This window comes from Streptomyces sp., assembly GCF_035644915.1.
Taxonomy (GTDB): Bacteria; Actinomycetota; Actinomycetes; order Streptomycetales; family Streptomycetaceae; genus Streptomyces.
Genome location: NZ_DASQNP010000159.1, coordinates 1 through 13395 on the forward strand (window position 1 = coordinate 1; position 13395 = coordinate 13395).

The following is a 13395-nucleotide window of genomic DNA, read 5'->3' on the forward strand; positions in this document are numbered from 1 at the left end:
CCGCTCACCCCGCCTCGCTCACCAGGCGTCCGCCAGGCGCGCGTACGCGCCCGCGAGGGGCGCGAACTGCAGACCGCTGTGCCCCGCGCCGCAGTTGACGTCGCGCCACCGGCGCTGGAGCTCCTCCTGCTCCGCCTGGCCCCGGGTGCCGGCCGAACGCAGCAGCCTGTCCACCACCGTGGCCAGGAGCTCCGCGGCGAGCGCGCAGTCGCGCCCGTTGCGGGCCGTCACCAGCTCCGTGACCGCTCCCCGGTCGACGGCCCGCGCCACCCGTTCCAGCAGCAGCCGCGCGGCGTCGACCTCACCGTCCGCGCGGGCCAGCAACTGCTCGAAGGGGCCCCGGTCGGCCCCGCCGGAGATCGCCCCGCCCGGCGCCGCGAGCTTCCCGCGGACCAGTTCCGACCAGCGGCGCAGCGCCCCGCGGGCGCAGCCCAGGAGCGGGGCCGCCAGCGTGAGGCCGTTGGCCGCCTTCATCGGCACCAGGTGGCAGGGGGCCTGCGCCCCGGGGGCCGCGCCCTTGAGCAGGACCTCCAGGGGAACGGAGCGCTCGGCGGGGACGACGACGTCCTCGACCACCACCGTGTGGCTCCCGGTGCCGCGCATCCCCACCGTGAACCACGAGTCGACGACGGAGCAGTCGCCGCGCGGCACCGCGAACACCCGCACCACGGGACGCTCCGCCTCCCCGGTACGGGCCGCGACCAGGACCCAGTGGGCGAAGTCGACGCCGCTGACGTACGCCCACCGCCCGCGCACCCGCCAGCCGCCACCCGCCGGCTCCGCGGTGCCCGAGGGCATCAGCCCGGCGACGACGACGGTGCCGGGGCCCTTCTCCCACACGGCGGCCCGGCCCTCCGCGGGCAGACAGGCGGTCAGCCTGCCCGCAGCCGCCGTCACCGAGGCCACCCAGGCGGCCGACGCGCAGCCCTCGCCCAGCGCGGCGACGGCGTGCAGCAGCTCGGTGAACGTGCCCGCCCGGCCGCCGGGCCCGTCCGGTGCGAAGTGGTGGGGGAAGCCGGCGTCCACCATCGCGTCGACGACGGCCTGGTCCAGTCTGCGCCGCTCCTCACCGGCGGCGGAGCGCTCCGCGGCGAGCGGCGCCATCTTCCGGGCCGCCGTGAGCAGGGGCGAGTGGTGTTCCTCGAACAAGGGGGAGACCTCCTCCCGAGTCGTCGCGGTCAGGTGCCGGGTCAGGAGTTCTTCACCGCGTAGTCGCGGATGGACTCGGCGGTGTAGGCGACCATCTCCTCGGTGAGCCCCGGGTAGACGCCGACCCAGAAGGTGTGCTCGGCGATGAGGTCGCTGTTGGCCAGCGAGCCGCTGATCCGGTGCGGGCGGTCCAGGTAGGCGGGGTGCCGGGTGAGGTTGCCGGCGAAGAAGCGGCGGGTGCCGATCCTCCGGCCCTCCAGGAAGGACACCAGGCCCTCGCGCGTGTACCCGGCGTCGGGCGAGACGGTGACGGCGAAGCCGAACCAGCTCGGATCGCTGCCCGGGGTCGGCTCGGGCAGGATCAGCCCGGGGACGCCGTCCAGCTCCCGGCGCAGCAGGCGCCAGTTGGCGCGCCGGGCCGCACCGAAGTCCGGCAGCCTGCGCAACTGGCTCAGGCCGAGCGCGGCCTGCAGGTCGGTGGCCTTCAGGTTGTAGCCGACGTGCGAGAAGATGTACTTGTGGTCGTACCCGCGCGGCAGGGTCCCCATCTGGTAGTCGAACCGCTTGAAGCAGCGGTTGTCCTCGCCCGGCTCGCACCAGCAGTCCCGGCCCCAGTCGCGCATCGACTCCACGATCCGGGCCAGCGCCAGGTTGTCGGTCAGCACGCAGCCGCCCTCGCCCATCGCGATGTGGTGGGCCGGGTAGAAGCTGGTGGTCGCGATGTCGCCGAAGGTGCCGGTGAGCCTCCCGCGGTAGGTGGAGCCGACCGCGTCGCAGTTGTCCTCGATCAGGAACAGCTCGTGCTCGTCCGCGATCCGGGCGACCTCCTCGACGGCGAACGGGTTGCCCAGCGAGTGCGCGATCATGATGGCCCTCGTCCGGGGGCCGATGGCCTCGGCGATCCGCTCCGGCGTGGTGTTGTACGTGCCCAGCTCCACGTCGACGAACACCGGCACCAGCCCGTTCTGGAGGATGGGGTTGACGGTGGTGGGGAAGCCGGCCGCGACCGTGATCACCTCGTCGCCGGGCCGCAGCCGGCGGTCCTCGAGCTGCGGCGAGGTGAACGCCGACAGCGCCAGCAGGTTCGCCGACGAGCCGGAGTTGGTGAGGTGGGCCTTGCGGAGCCCGAAGAACCTGGCGAACTCCCGCTCGAAGCGCCGCGAGCCGACCCCGGCGGCGATCCGCATGTCCAGGGCGGCCTCCACCAGGGCGACCCTGTCCTCCGCGTCGAACACCGCTCCCGACGGCCACACCGCCGTCTCCCCGGGGACGAACTCCCGCTCGCCGGTGCCGTGGTACTCGCGCACCTGTTCCAGGATGCGGGTCTTGACGTCGTTCACTGCCTCATCGCCTCCCACGGCGTCACGCGCCGGTCGTGGAGCCGGCCGCGTTCCGCGTGACCGCTCCGGTGGACGTCGGCGACCAGCTCCGCCAGCCGGACGGTCGCGTCGCCGGACGTGCCGGCTCCGGATCTGATGGCCCGTGCGAAGGCCTCGACGGTGCCGGCGCACTGGTCGTAGGGCTCCAGTTCCAGATGCTCGGTGCCGTCCGGCCGCTCCACCACCAGCGCGGGCCGGTGGTCCGCCGGCGGTGTGAAGGCCCGGTCGAGGCTGATGCGTCCGGCGCTGCCCAGGACCTCGTACCGGGACGTGTAGTGGTGCTCCATGCCGAAGGACAGGTGGGCGGTCACCCCGTTGCGCCCGCGCAGCAGGGCGGCGCCCCCCACGTCCACCCCGAGCCGGGGGTCGGTCCGCAGCGTCGCGCCGGCGACCTCCAGGCCGTGGCCGAGGAGGAACAGGGCGGCGCGCAGGGGGTACACGCCCACGTCGAACAGGGCGCCGCCGCCGAGGTCCGCCCGGTAGCGGATGTCGTCCGCGGGGCGGGGCGGGATGGTGAACGCCGCGCTGAGCACCAGCGGCTCGCCGACGGCGCCGTCCGCCAGCAGCCGCCGGACGCGGTGGTGCTGGGGGTGGTGCACGAACATGAAGTTCTCCATCAGCACCAGCCCCGCCTCCCGGGCGAGGCGCACCAGCCGGGCGGTCTCGGCCGCGCTCGTCGTCAGCGGCTTCTCCGCCAGCACGTGCTTGCCCGCCTCCAGGGCCCGCCCGACCCACCGCGCGTGCAGCGCGGCGGGCAGCGGAACGTAGACCGCCTCGACGTCGGGGCGTTCGAGCAGCGCGTCGTACCCCTCGACCGGATCGCCGCCGAAGCGGCGCGCGACGGCCCCGGCCCGGTCCCCGCTGCGGCTGGCCACGGCCGTCAGCGACACCTCCGGTGTGCGGGTGACGGCCGGCAGCACCCTCCGTACCGCGATGTCGGCGCAGCCCAGCACCCCCAGGCGCACCGGCCCGCCGTGCGACGCCGCCCTCACCGCAGGAACCTCAGGCACGTCAGCAGGCTGCGGGCCTCGACGTTCACGTGGTTGCCGTACCGCGCCAGCGCCCCCAACTGCTCCGGCGTCATCCAGACGAAGTCCCCGCCCGCGTCGAGCGGGACGTCCTCCCCGGCCTCGACGACGAGGTAGCGGTTCTCCGCGTGGTAGAACCGGCCGCCCTCCTCGGAGTGGACGACGTCCAGCAGGACGCGCGCCGGGGCGGCCCCCAGGACCTCGTCCAGGAAGCGCGGCCGCCGCTCCCGCGGCAGGTGCCGGTAGTTGTCCGGCGCGCACTGCACGGTCGGCCCCATCTCCACCACGTCCAGGCAGCCGGCCTCGGTCCGGGCCCGCACCAGCAGGTGGCGCAGGCCGTCGATGGTCCTGGTGAGGAACGCGATCACGCCGCGCGAGGCCGGCGCGAGCATCGGCTGCGACCACCGGGCGACCTCGCGCCCCTCGGCCTCCACGTCCACGCCGATCACCGAGAAGTACCGGCCGTCCTCGTGCTCCACGCGGTCCCCGGAGCCGGACCAGCCCTTGACGCCGTTCAGGGGCAGGCGGCGCCGGCGCAGCCGGTGGGCGGCCTTGGCCTCGGTGAACCAGCTCAGCAGCTCCGCCATGCGGTGCAGGCCCCGGTCCTCGGCGCCGGCGCGGCCGGACGTCCCGCCCCAGGAGCCGGGCAGCCCGGACAGCACGCTCCGGGTGTCCATGTTCACCAGGTTGTCGACGCGCAGCAGCTCGCCGATCTGCTCCAGGGTCAGCCAGCAGAAGCCGTCGAGGAGGGGGACGTCCTCCGTCACCTCGACGATCATGTTCCGGTTGCGTTTGCGGAGGAACCAGGAGCCCTGCTCGGACTGGAGGGCGTCGAACACGATCCGCCCGCGGCGCGGCGCGAGGAAGTGCTCCAGGTAGGGGACGGGGTTGCCCCGGTGCACCCGGGTGAAGTTGCTGCGGGTCGCCTGGACCGTGGGGGAGAGCTGGAGCAGGTTGACGTTCCCCGGCTCCATCTTGGCCTGGAGGAGGAAGTGCGGGACGCCCCCGAACTCCCTGACCAGGATGCCGAGGATGCCGGCCTCCGGCTGGACGATGATCGGCTGCGCCCAGCGGCCGACCTCCCGGTTGTCGGTGTCGACCTCGAGCCCCTCGACGGTGAAGAACCGGCCGCTGCGGTGCTCCAGGTTCCCCGTCTCCGGGTGGAAGGACCACCCGTCGAGCCGGTCCAGCCGTGTGGGGGTCACCCGGTGCCCGCGGGTCCGCCGCCGTTCGGCGAACCAGTCGTGGAACTCGGACGTGTGCCGGAACACGACGGCCTCCTCCAGGAAGTGGCTCAAGTGCCCGAAGGGCTCGAAGACTTGAAAGGCTTGAAAGAACGTGAAAGAAGGGGTGCGCTCGCCCGGGCGGCCGCCGGACGCCCCGGCCACGGCGGTCCCCGGTACCCCCAGGTTCCGGCACGCCCTTCGAGATCCGCTCGAAGACCCCTGCGGCCCGGTCCCCGCGGCTTCGAGCGAGGCTCCAAGAGGAGGGCGGACGATGCCGCCATGAGGATGCTCTTCGTAGGAGGCGTAGGAGGCGCAGGAGGCGGCGGGACCGGGACGGTCCTGACGGACGTCCCGCTGGCGCAGGCGGCCCGCACCGCGGGGCACGAGGTCGTCATGGCCGTACCCGAGGCGGTGCTGCCCGCCGTCCTCGGCTGCGGCGTCCCGGCGGTCGCGGTGACCTCCCGTACGGCCGGGGACGTCCGGGCCGTACGGCAGGGCGGCCGGGAGCCGGCGCCGCCCCGCGGACCGGAGCGGGACACCGCCGCCGGACGCGCGCTCGGCAGGCTCGCCGCCGCATCCCTGGACGCCCTGCTCGACCTGGCGGACCGGTGGCGCCCGGACCTCGTGGTCGGCGCCGTCCACGCCTATGCCGGTCCGCTCGCCGCGCACCGCGCCGGCGTCCCCTGGGTGCGGTTCGCCACCGACATCGCCGAACCCCTGGCCGCGGACCTCGCAGCCGCCGCCGAACTGGCGCCGGAGCTGGAGCGGCTCGGACTGCGGGAGGTGCCCGCGCCCGCCTTCTCCGTCAGCCTGATGCCCCCGGGCGTGCGGCCCGCGGCGGCGCCCGTGGCCCTGCCGCTGCGCCACGTCCCGTGCGGTGCGCAGCGCCCCCTGGAGCCCTGGATGTACACCAGGGGCGACCGGCCGCGGGTCCTGGTGAGCGCCCCCGGCGGGACCGCCGCGGACGGCACGGACGGCCGGGCCGGACGGCTCGCCGCCCTGGTGGAGGAGATCGCGGCGCTGGACGTCGAGCTGCTGGTCGCCACGCCCGACGACGCCGGGGCGGAGCGGCTGCCCCTGCCCGGCGGAGCGCGCGCCGGCCGGCTGCCGCTGGACGTCACCGTGCCGACCTGCGACCTGGTGGTCCACGGTGCCGACGGCGGCACCACCCTGACCTGCCTGGCCCACGGGGTACCACAGGTCCTCCTCCCGCGCCGGCCGGAACCGGAGGAGCACGCCGGGCGGCTCGGCGCGTACGGCGCCGCCCGGCCGGTCGCGCCCGGGGACGGCGGTCCGCGGGACGTCGCCGGCGCCGTCCGCGAGGTCCTCGCGGACCCGTCGTACCGGAGCGCCGCGGAGCGGCTGCGCGACGAGGTGCGCCGCATGCCGCTCCCCGACGAGCTGGTGCGCGAGCTGGAGCGGGCGGTCGTCGTCCACCGGACCGCCGCGGCGGCGTGAGGCGGCGCGTCCCGCTCCGGCGGGACGCGCGGACGGGGTCCGGGGCGGTGCGTCCCGCCCCGGACCCCGTCCGGTGTGCCGGGAACCGGCGCGTCAGACCGCCGCCCCGGCCCGCCGCGCGGCGGTCGCGAACACCTCGGCGGTGTCCGGCAGCCGGTCGAGGGCGTCCCGGTAGGCGGCCCTGGCCGCGGCCAGCCGGTCCCGTACGGCCGGGTCGTACAGGACGCTCTCCAGGCCGCCCACCACGGACTCCTCGTCGAAGAGCTCCGCGCGCAGGGCGGTCGTGGTGAAGGGGTTGTCCTCCAGCAGCCGGCCCACGACGCCGTTCCACTGCAGGGGCCACATGTGGAAGGGGGGCACCGTCCCGGGGAAGCGCTCCAGCCAGGAGCGGACCGCCGGGGAGAGCCCGCCGAGGGCCTCCGCCGCCCGCCGCACGCCCGGCTCGCCGCCGATCTCGAAGGTGTTGACGGTGAACAGCCCGGGGACGTCCGCGAGGATCGCCCGTTCCAGCGCGAAGGACGGCAGGAACAGGGCCAGCACCGCGTCGGAGGCGGCCAGCAGGTCGGTGTAGCGCCGCGTGCTGTAGGAGGTCTCGACGCGCGTCCGGTCCGGTGGCAGCCCCAGGCCGTCGAGGTACGGCCCGGCGACCACGAACCGCGTGCCGTCCGGCAGCCGGCGCAGGTAGTGCCCGACCAGCTCCGGCACCCGCCGGGCGAGTTCGCGGACGGTCGGCCCCGCGAGGTCCTGCATCGTCCGCTGCCAGGGCAGCAGGGGCACCATCAGCAGCCGCTCCCCGTCGCCGACCCCCAGCGACCGGCGGATCTCCCTCCTGGCCCGCGACGGGAGGGGGCGGACGGCGCGGTCGGCCCGGTACGGCAGGCCGCGCCCCCCGGCCCCGGTCCGGGGCCGGTTCCCGGGCACCGGGAGGAGGTGGGCGGGCGCGGTGAGGATGCGGTCGCTCACCCGCATGCGCCGGCCGGAGATCTCCACCATGAGATCGGTGTCCGCCAGGGACACCGTGTCGATCGGGACGACCGGCAGCGCGAACTCGTCGATGAACCAGGGGTCGATCCCGTAGTTGACGCTGCACATCATCCAGTGGGCGACGTAGTCGCTCAGCACGATCGCGTCGGGCCGGAACTCCCGCACGGCCTCGCCGACGACCTTGCGCACGCCCTCCCCCATGGAGGACTCCACCACGGTGTACGGGTGGTCCGTGGCGGCCAGTTGGCGCTCGCTGTACACGTCGACGACGAAGTGGGCGCTGACCCCGGCGCCCCGGAGCTGCTCCACCAGATCGAGGCCGATGGCCGTCTCGTGCAGCGTCTTGGCCAGCATGGCCATGACGAGCAGTCTCATGTCCGCCTTCCCTCCTGTCCCGTCCTGCCCGGTCCCGTCCTGCTCCCGCCCGGCCCGCCGTCAGCCGACCGTGGTCCGGCGGCGGGAGGTGACGGCCTTGCGGAGCCGTTCCGCGACCGTCCTGACGTCCTCGTCACCGAGCCCGGGGTGCAGCGGCAGGCACAGGGTCTCGCCGGCGGCGCGGTCGGTGGCGGGCAGGACGCGGTCGCCGGACCGGTAGGCGGGCACCTTGTGCAGGGGCGCGTACCGGAAGGTGGTGTAGATGTCCGCCGCGAGCAGGTCGGAGGCCACCTCGTCGCGGATCTCCGCGTCCATCTGCACCCAGTAGAAGTAGTACGAGGACGTGTGGCCCGCGGGCAGCGGCGGGGGCAGCCGGAGCCCCTCGACGTCCGCCAGTTCGCGGTCGTACAGCTCGGTGATCTCCCGGCGGCGGGCGACGAACTCGGGCAGCCGCCGCAACTGCACCAGGCCGATCGCGGCCGTCAGGTCGTTGCCGATCGCCCGCCGGCCGGTCTCCGGCACCTCCAGCTCCCACCACCGGTGCGAGACCCTGGCGTAACCGAAGCCGCTGGGCTGCACCAGGCCGTGGTACGCCAGGCGCCGCGCCCGGGCGGCGCGTTCGGCGTCGCGCGCGTACAGCAGGCCGCCGTCGCCGGTGGTGAGGACCTTCGCCGCGTCCAGGCTCCACATGGCCAGGTCGCCGAAGGTGCCGACGGCCCGGCCGTCCACGGCCGAGGCGATCGAGCAGGCGGAGTCCTCGATCAGGGTCAGGCCCCGCTCCCGGCAGCGCTCCGCGATCTCCGCCACCCAGCCCGGGTAGCCGCCGTAGTGCAGCACCACCACGGCCCTGGTGCGGGGGGTGAGGACCGCCTCCACGTCCTCCCAGCGCGGGTTCATCGTCCGCGGGTCCACGTCGCAGAAGACCGGCCGGGCGCCGGCCGCCACGACGGCGTTCGCGGCGGCGAGGAAGCTCATCGACGGCATGACCACCTCGTCGCCCTCGGCCAGGTCGAGCGTCTCGACGGCCAGGAAGAGGCCCGCGGTGCCCGAGTTCAGGAAGACCACCCGGTCGGGCTCGACACCGAGGTGCTCGGCGAAGGCGGCCTCGAACCGTCTGGTCCGCGGGCCGTGGCCGAGCCACCTGTCGCGGAAGACCTCGGCGACGGCGGAGAGTTCCTCGTCGCCCACCTGGGGCTGGAACAGATGGATCATGTGATATCCCCTGATGTCGGGAACGGTCGGAGCGGGCCGCTCACAGTCCGCCGGCCACCAGCCGCTCGATCGCCTGCACGGCCTCGGCGGGGCGGGGGAGCCCGGCCACCTCGTCGGCCAGGGCGCGGGCCCGTTCGCGGTAGGAGGGTGTGGCGAGCATCTCCGCGCAGGTGCGCAGGACGTTCTCCGCGGAGTCCTCCGCGGGGTCGATCATCCGGGCGGCGCCGTACGCGCTCAGGCGCCTGCTGTAGTCGACGCAGTAGGGCAGGTACGGGATGAGCACCTGCGGCACCCCGTAGGACACGTAGCCCATCGTGGTGTTGCCGCCCGCGTGGTGGACCACCAGGTCGCAGGTCGGCGCCACCAGGTGCAGGGGGATCCAGCCGGCCCGGACGTGGTCGGGGAGCGGGCGCAGCTTCTCCGCGACGGACTCCGGAGCCGCGATGAGCAGCTCCGCGTCCAGCTTCCCCACCTTCTCCACCAGTCCGCTCAGGATGTCGAAGTCGGAGTCGGGGGTGACCCGGCTGCCGGCCGACACCAGCAGGCGGGGGCGGTCGCCCCGGGTGTACATCCACGGCTCGACCGGCTTCGGGGTGGCGTACGGCACGTAGCGCATGAGCTGCGCGGGCAGGGCGTCCGCCGGGCGCAGGCTCGGCGGGCAGATGTCGATGAACAGGTCCGCGCGCGGCATGTCGTACAGGCCCAGCCGCTCCAGCTCCGGGCCCAGTTCGGCGGCGGCGGCCAGGTCGATGGTGCGCGGCTCGCCCATGTCGATGGCCTGCTTGACGTAGGGGACCCCCGCGTAGGCCGCGACGAGGGGCGCGGCGAAGGCCAGCGCCCCGCCCACCACCACGTCCGGACGCCAGCGGTCCACCAGCGCCAGCAGGCCGTCCAGGCAACTGGCCGCGTACCGGCCGAAGGTCCGGCCGTTGAAGATGTACCGCTCGTGCAGGTCCTCCGGGATGGGGACGCGGATGCCGCGGCGGTCGACGAGCGCGTCGTGCATCACCTTGGAGGACACCGGGACCCCGGGGATCCCCGCGCCGGTGATGGTGGGCATCACGTTCTCCGGAGCGGCCATGAAGACCTCGTGTCCGGCGTTGCGGGCGGCCTGGGCGAGGGGGACGATGCCGAAGATCACCCCGGAGGTGCCCCCCGCCACGAAGAGAATCCTCATGCGGCACATCGTCGGAACGCGGGCTCGAAGGCCGCTCGACGACCACTGGACCGGCCGGCGGCCGGCGTCAGGAGGCGCGTTTGCGGGCCGTGACGATGGTGTAGCCCAGGTGGTCGCGCTCCAGCCGGGACACCTTCCCGATCATGGTCTTGAACTCCTCGGCGAACGCGGCGCCGCCCTTCTCCACGACCTTCGCGTAGTTGTCGGCCACCAACTGGTCGATGCGTGCGGCGGACCTGCGCAGGTGCTCGGTGGCGTCCTCCTGGTGCACGACCTCCAGCCCGGCCTCCGCGAACATCTGGGCGTACTCCGCCGCGGTCGGCAGCGAGTCGACGGTGAAGCCCTCGGTCAGGACCTTCCGCCACTCCTCCGTCAGTTCGCCCGCCTCGGTGTAGTCGGCCAGCACGAACGTCCCGCCGGGAGCCAGGACGCGCGCGATCTCCCGCAGGGCGGCCGGCCGGTCGGCCAGGTACATCAGGGACTCGATCGCCCAGGCGGCGTCGAACGAGCCGTCCCCGTAGGGCATCTCCATGACGTCGACCCGCTCGAACCGCACCCGGTCCGCCAGGCCCGCCTCGCGCGCCAGCTCGGTCCCCTTGGCGACCTGGTCCGCGCTCACCGTGATCCCGAGCACCTCGCCGCCGGCGGCCCGCGCCAGCCGGACGGCCGGCCTGCCCTGGCCGCAGCCGACGTCGAGCAGCCGCTGCCCCGGGCGCAGCCCCACCCGCTCGATCAGGACGTCGGTCAGCCGGTCCTTGGGATCGGTGTCCGGGTCCTCGCCGTCCCAGTAACCGATGTGCAGGTTCTGGCCCATGAAGATCTCCCAGAGCCAGCCCCGGTCGTCGTAGAACTCTCCGACCTCGTCGGGGGTCAGGGCACTGTCCGCCATCGGTTCAGCTCCTCGTCCTCGGCTGTCCTCGGGTGCGCTACGGGACGGGACGTTCGCAGCCCGGATTCGACGGTGGCTCGAACCGGAGTCGAGCGGGGGCCCCCACGTTGTCCCTGACCCTGTCTCCGTGCGAACCCGCTGGGGAGCCCATGAAAGCACTGGTACTGTCCGGGGGCGAAGGGACGCGTCTGCGGCCCTTCACGTACTCGATGGCGAAGCAACTGGTTCCGGTGGCGAACAGGCCCGTGCTGGAGCACTGCCTGGAGAACCTGCGGAACATCGGGGTGGAGGAAACCGGCATCGTCGTCGGAGGGCACGGCGCGCAGGTCGAGGCGGCGATCGGCGACGGGGCCCGGTTCGGCATGCGGATCACCTACATCCGGCAGGAGGCGCCGCTGGGGCTGGCGCACTGCGTGTCCCTCGCGTCGGGGTTCCTCGGCGGCGACGACTTCGTGATGTACCTCGGCGACAACGTCCTGGCCGACGGCATCGCCGAGGCGGCGGAGACCTTCCGGCGGCGGCGGCCGGACGCGCAGATCCTGGTGACCAAGGTGGCGGACCCGCGCCAGTACGGGGTGGCCGAGATCGGCGCGGACGACACCGTGCGCGCCCTGGTGGAGAAGCCCCAGGAGCCGCGCAGCGACCTCGCGGTCATCGGCGTGTACTTCTTCACGGCGGCGGTCCACGAGGCCGTGCGGTCCATCGTCCCCAGCGCCCGCGGCGAACTGGAGATCACCGATGCCCTCCAGCACATGATCGACCACGGCCGCACGGTCACCGCCCAGGTGTACGGGGGCTACTGGAAGGACACCGGGAGGATCGACGACCTGCTGGAGTGCAACCGGGCCCTGCTCGGCAGGCTCGGCACCGACCGCCCGGAGGACGGGACCGGCGGCGACGTCGACGCGGACAGCGTCGTGGAGGGCAGGGTCGTCGTCGAGCCCGGGGCCCGGGTGATCCGGTCCCGGCTCACCGGACCGGTGGTGATCGGCGCCGGCAGCGTGGTCCGGGACAGCCGGGTCGGCCCGTACGTGGCCGTGGGGCGCGACTGCGTCCTGGACACCGCGGGCGTCGAGGACTCCATCCTGCTGGAGGGCGCCTCCATCACCGACGTCCCCGACCTGCACAGCTGTGTGATAGGCCGGTGGGCGCGGGTGCGGGCGCAGGGCGAGAGCTCGCACAACCGGCTGATCATCGGCGATCACACACAGGCAGAGGTGCTGGCATGAGGATCCTGGTCACGGGCGGGGCGGGCTTCATCGGCTCCCACTACGTGCGCACCATGCTGGGCGGCGGGTACCCCGGCTACGAGGACGCCGAGGTCACCGTCGTCGACAAGCTCACCTACGCCGGCAACACCGAGAACCTGCCGATGGGCCACCCCCGGCTGACCTTCGTCCGCGGCGACGTCTGCGACCAGGAACTGCTGCGGCGGGTGCTGCCCGGCCACGACGCGGTGGTGCACTTCGCGGCCGAGTCCCACGTCGACCGGTCGGTGGACGGCGGGGTCGCCTTCGTGCACAGCAACGTGCTCGGGACGCAGAGCGTGCTGGACGCGTGCCTGCACACCGGGGTGCCCACCGTCGTCCACGTGTCCACCGACGAGGTCTACGGGTCGATCGAGACGGGCTCGTGGACCGAGGAGGACCCGCTGCTGCCCAACTCGCCCTACTCCGCGTCCAAGGCCGGCAGCGACCTGCTGGCCCGCGCCTACCACCGCACGCACGGACTGGACGTCCGCATCACGCGCTGCCCCAACAACTACGGGACGCACCAGCACGTGGAGAAGCTGGTCCCGCTGTTCGTCACCAACCTCCTGCGCGGCCTGCCCGTCCCGCTGTACGGGGACGGGAACAACGTCCGGGAGTGGCTGCACGTCGACGACCACTGCCGGGCCATCCAGCTCGTGCTGACCGGGGGCCGCAGCGGCGAGACGTACAACATCGGCGGCGCGACCAGCCTGACCAACCGGCAGATGACGCAGCGGCTGCTCGACCTGTGCGGCGCGGACTGGTCGATGGTGCGCTTCGTCGAGGACCGCAAGGGCCACGACTACCGCTACTCCGTGGACGACAGCAAGATCCGGGCCGAGCTGGGCTACGCCCCGCGCTGGACGCTGGACGAGGGGCTCAAGCGCGTCGTCGACTGGTACCGCGACAACCCGGGCTGGTGGAAGCCGCTGCTCGACGGCTGAGCCGGACCGGCCCGGGACGGGCCGCACAGGCCCCGAAGGCCCCGGTACGGCGGCGGTTGACTTCAACCCCGGTTGAAGTTGCAGGATGCGAGCGCCGGTTCGCCGGACGGCGGACCGGCACGGTCGTGACCGCCGTGCGGGGACGACGGAGGACGACGGGCCGCGCCGCACGGGCGGCGGCGCCCCGGCGGCGCTCCGGGACGGACCGGGGCAGCGCGCCCGGCGCCCGCTGCCGCCCGGCCGCCCGCGCGTGCCCTCCGCGCCGGCCTCCCGCTGCGGGCACCGACCCCTGCTCCTCTTCCGCCCTCTCCTCCCAGGAGGCTC

The 13395-nt window shown here is 74.0% G+C and carries 11 protein-coding genes; 3 read left to right on the top strand and 8 right to left on the bottom strand.

Annotated features, from left to right (window positions below):
* Positions 1–18: 18 nt before the first annotated feature.
* From VE546_RS18125 to VE546_RS18140, 4 genes are read right to left on the bottom strand one after another with little or no spacing between them, the layout of a single operon-like run.
* A complete protein-coding gene (locus VE546_RS18125) occupies positions 19–1149 on the bottom strand; it encodes an acyl-CoA dehydrogenase family protein (protein WP_324923562.1) in 1131 nt (376 codons plus the stop codon).
* 41 nt (positions 1150–1190) lie between these two features.
* Complete coding sequence (gene rfbH / locus VE546_RS18130) at positions 1191–2489, bottom strand: lipopolysaccharide biosynthesis protein RfbH (protein WP_324923564.1); 1299 nt, start codon at positions 2487–2489, stop codon at positions 1191–1193.
* Entirely contained in the window at positions 2486–3538 is a 1053-nt protein-coding gene (locus tag VE546_RS18135) for a Gfo/Idh/MocA family oxidoreductase (RefSeq protein WP_324923566.1), read from the bottom strand. The genes rfbH and VE546_RS18135 overlap by 4 nt, the downstream gene beginning before the upstream one ends.
* A complete protein-coding gene (locus VE546_RS18140; RefSeq protein ID WP_324923568.1) occupies positions 3517–4827 on the bottom strand; it encodes an NDP-hexose 2,3-dehydratase family protein in 1311 nt (436 codons plus the stop codon). Before VE546_RS18140 ends, VE546_RS18135 begins: the two co-directional genes overlap by 22 nt.
* 234 nt (positions 4828–5061) lie before the next feature.
* On the opposite strand from VE546_RS18140, the gene VE546_RS18145 reads away from it, so the two are divergent.
* Positions 5062–6240, top strand: a complete 1179-nt coding sequence (locus VE546_RS18145; RefSeq protein ID WP_324923570.1) for a glycosyltransferase — start codon at positions 5062–5064, stop codon at positions 6238–6240.
* Between the two features lie 93 nt (positions 6241–6333).
* Here the strand turns inward: VE546_RS18145 and VE546_RS18150 are convergent, their stop codons facing one another.
* From VE546_RS18150 to VE546_RS18165, 4 genes are all read right to left on the bottom strand, one after another.
* Positions 6334–7599, bottom strand: coding sequence for a DUF6365 family protein (locus VE546_RS18150; RefSeq protein ID WP_324923572.1), 1266 nt, complete (start codon positions 7597–7599; stop codon positions 6334–6336).
* A gap of 60 nt (positions 7600–7659) precedes the next feature.
* Positions 7660–8811 (bottom strand): DegT/DnrJ/EryC1/StrS family aminotransferase, encoded by a 1152-nt coding sequence (locus tag VE546_RS18155; protein WP_324923574.1) that lies wholly within the window; start codon positions 8809–8811, stop codon positions 7660–7662.
* 40 nt (positions 8812–8851) lie between these two features.
* Positions 8852–9988: a nucleotide disphospho-sugar-binding domain-containing protein gene (locus tag VE546_RS18160; protein WP_324923576.1), complete on the bottom strand. Its 1137-nt coding sequence runs from the start codon at positions 9986–9988 to the stop codon at positions 8852–8854.
* Between the two features lie 67 nt (positions 9989–10055).
* On the bottom strand, positions 10056–10877 hold the full coding sequence (locus tag VE546_RS18165; RefSeq protein ID WP_324923578.1) for a methyltransferase domain-containing protein: 822 nt from the start codon (positions 10875–10877) through the stop codon (positions 10056–10058).
* A 149-nt stretch (positions 10878–11026) separates the two neighbouring features.
* Here VE546_RS18165 and VE546_RS18170 point away from each other — a divergent pair, with 149 nt between their 5' ends.
* Together VE546_RS18170 and rfbB are read left to right on the top strand one after the other, a co-directional pair.
* Complete coding sequence (locus tag VE546_RS18170) at positions 11027–12106, top strand: glucose-1-phosphate thymidylyltransferase (protein ID WP_324923579.1); 1080 nt, start codon at positions 11027–11029, stop codon at positions 12104–12106.
* Positions 12103–13071, top strand: coding sequence for a dTDP-glucose 4,6-dehydratase (gene rfbB, locus VE546_RS18175; protein WP_324923580.1), 969 nt, complete (start codon positions 12103–12105; stop codon positions 13069–13071). Before VE546_RS18170 ends, rfbB begins: the two co-directional genes overlap by 4 nt.
* Positions 13072–13395 lie beyond the last annotated feature (324 nt).

Excerpts from the sequence above, each read along its gene's own strand:
- rfbB (WP_324923580.1), top strand. The coding sequence starts at position 12,103 with ATGAGGATCCTGGTCACGGGCGGGGCGGGCTTCATCGGCTCCCACTAC.
- VE546_RS18150 (WP_324923572.1), bottom strand. The coding sequence starts at position 7,599 with ATGAGACTGCTCGTCATGGCCATGCTGGCCAAGACGCTGCACGAGACG.
- VE546_RS18170 (WP_324923579.1), top strand. The coding sequence starts at position 11,027 with ATGAAAGCACTGGTACTGTCCGGGGGCGAAGGGACGCGTCTGCGGCCC.
- VE546_RS18165 (WP_324923578.1), bottom strand. The coding sequence starts at position 10,877 with ATGGCGGACAGTGCCCTGACCCCCGACGAGGTCGGAGAGTTCTACGAC.
- VE546_RS18155 (WP_324923574.1), bottom strand. The coding sequence starts at position 8,811 with ATGATCCATCTGTTCCAGCCCCAGGTGGGCGACGAGGAACTCTCCGCC.
- VE546_RS18160 (WP_324923576.1), bottom strand. The coding sequence starts at position 9,988 with ATGAGGATTCTCTTCGTGGCGGGGGGCACCTCCGGGGTGATCTTCGGC.
- VE546_RS18145 (WP_324923570.1), top strand. The coding sequence starts at position 5,062 with ATGAGGATGCTCTTCGTAGGAGGCGTAGGAGGCGCAGGAGGCGGCGGG.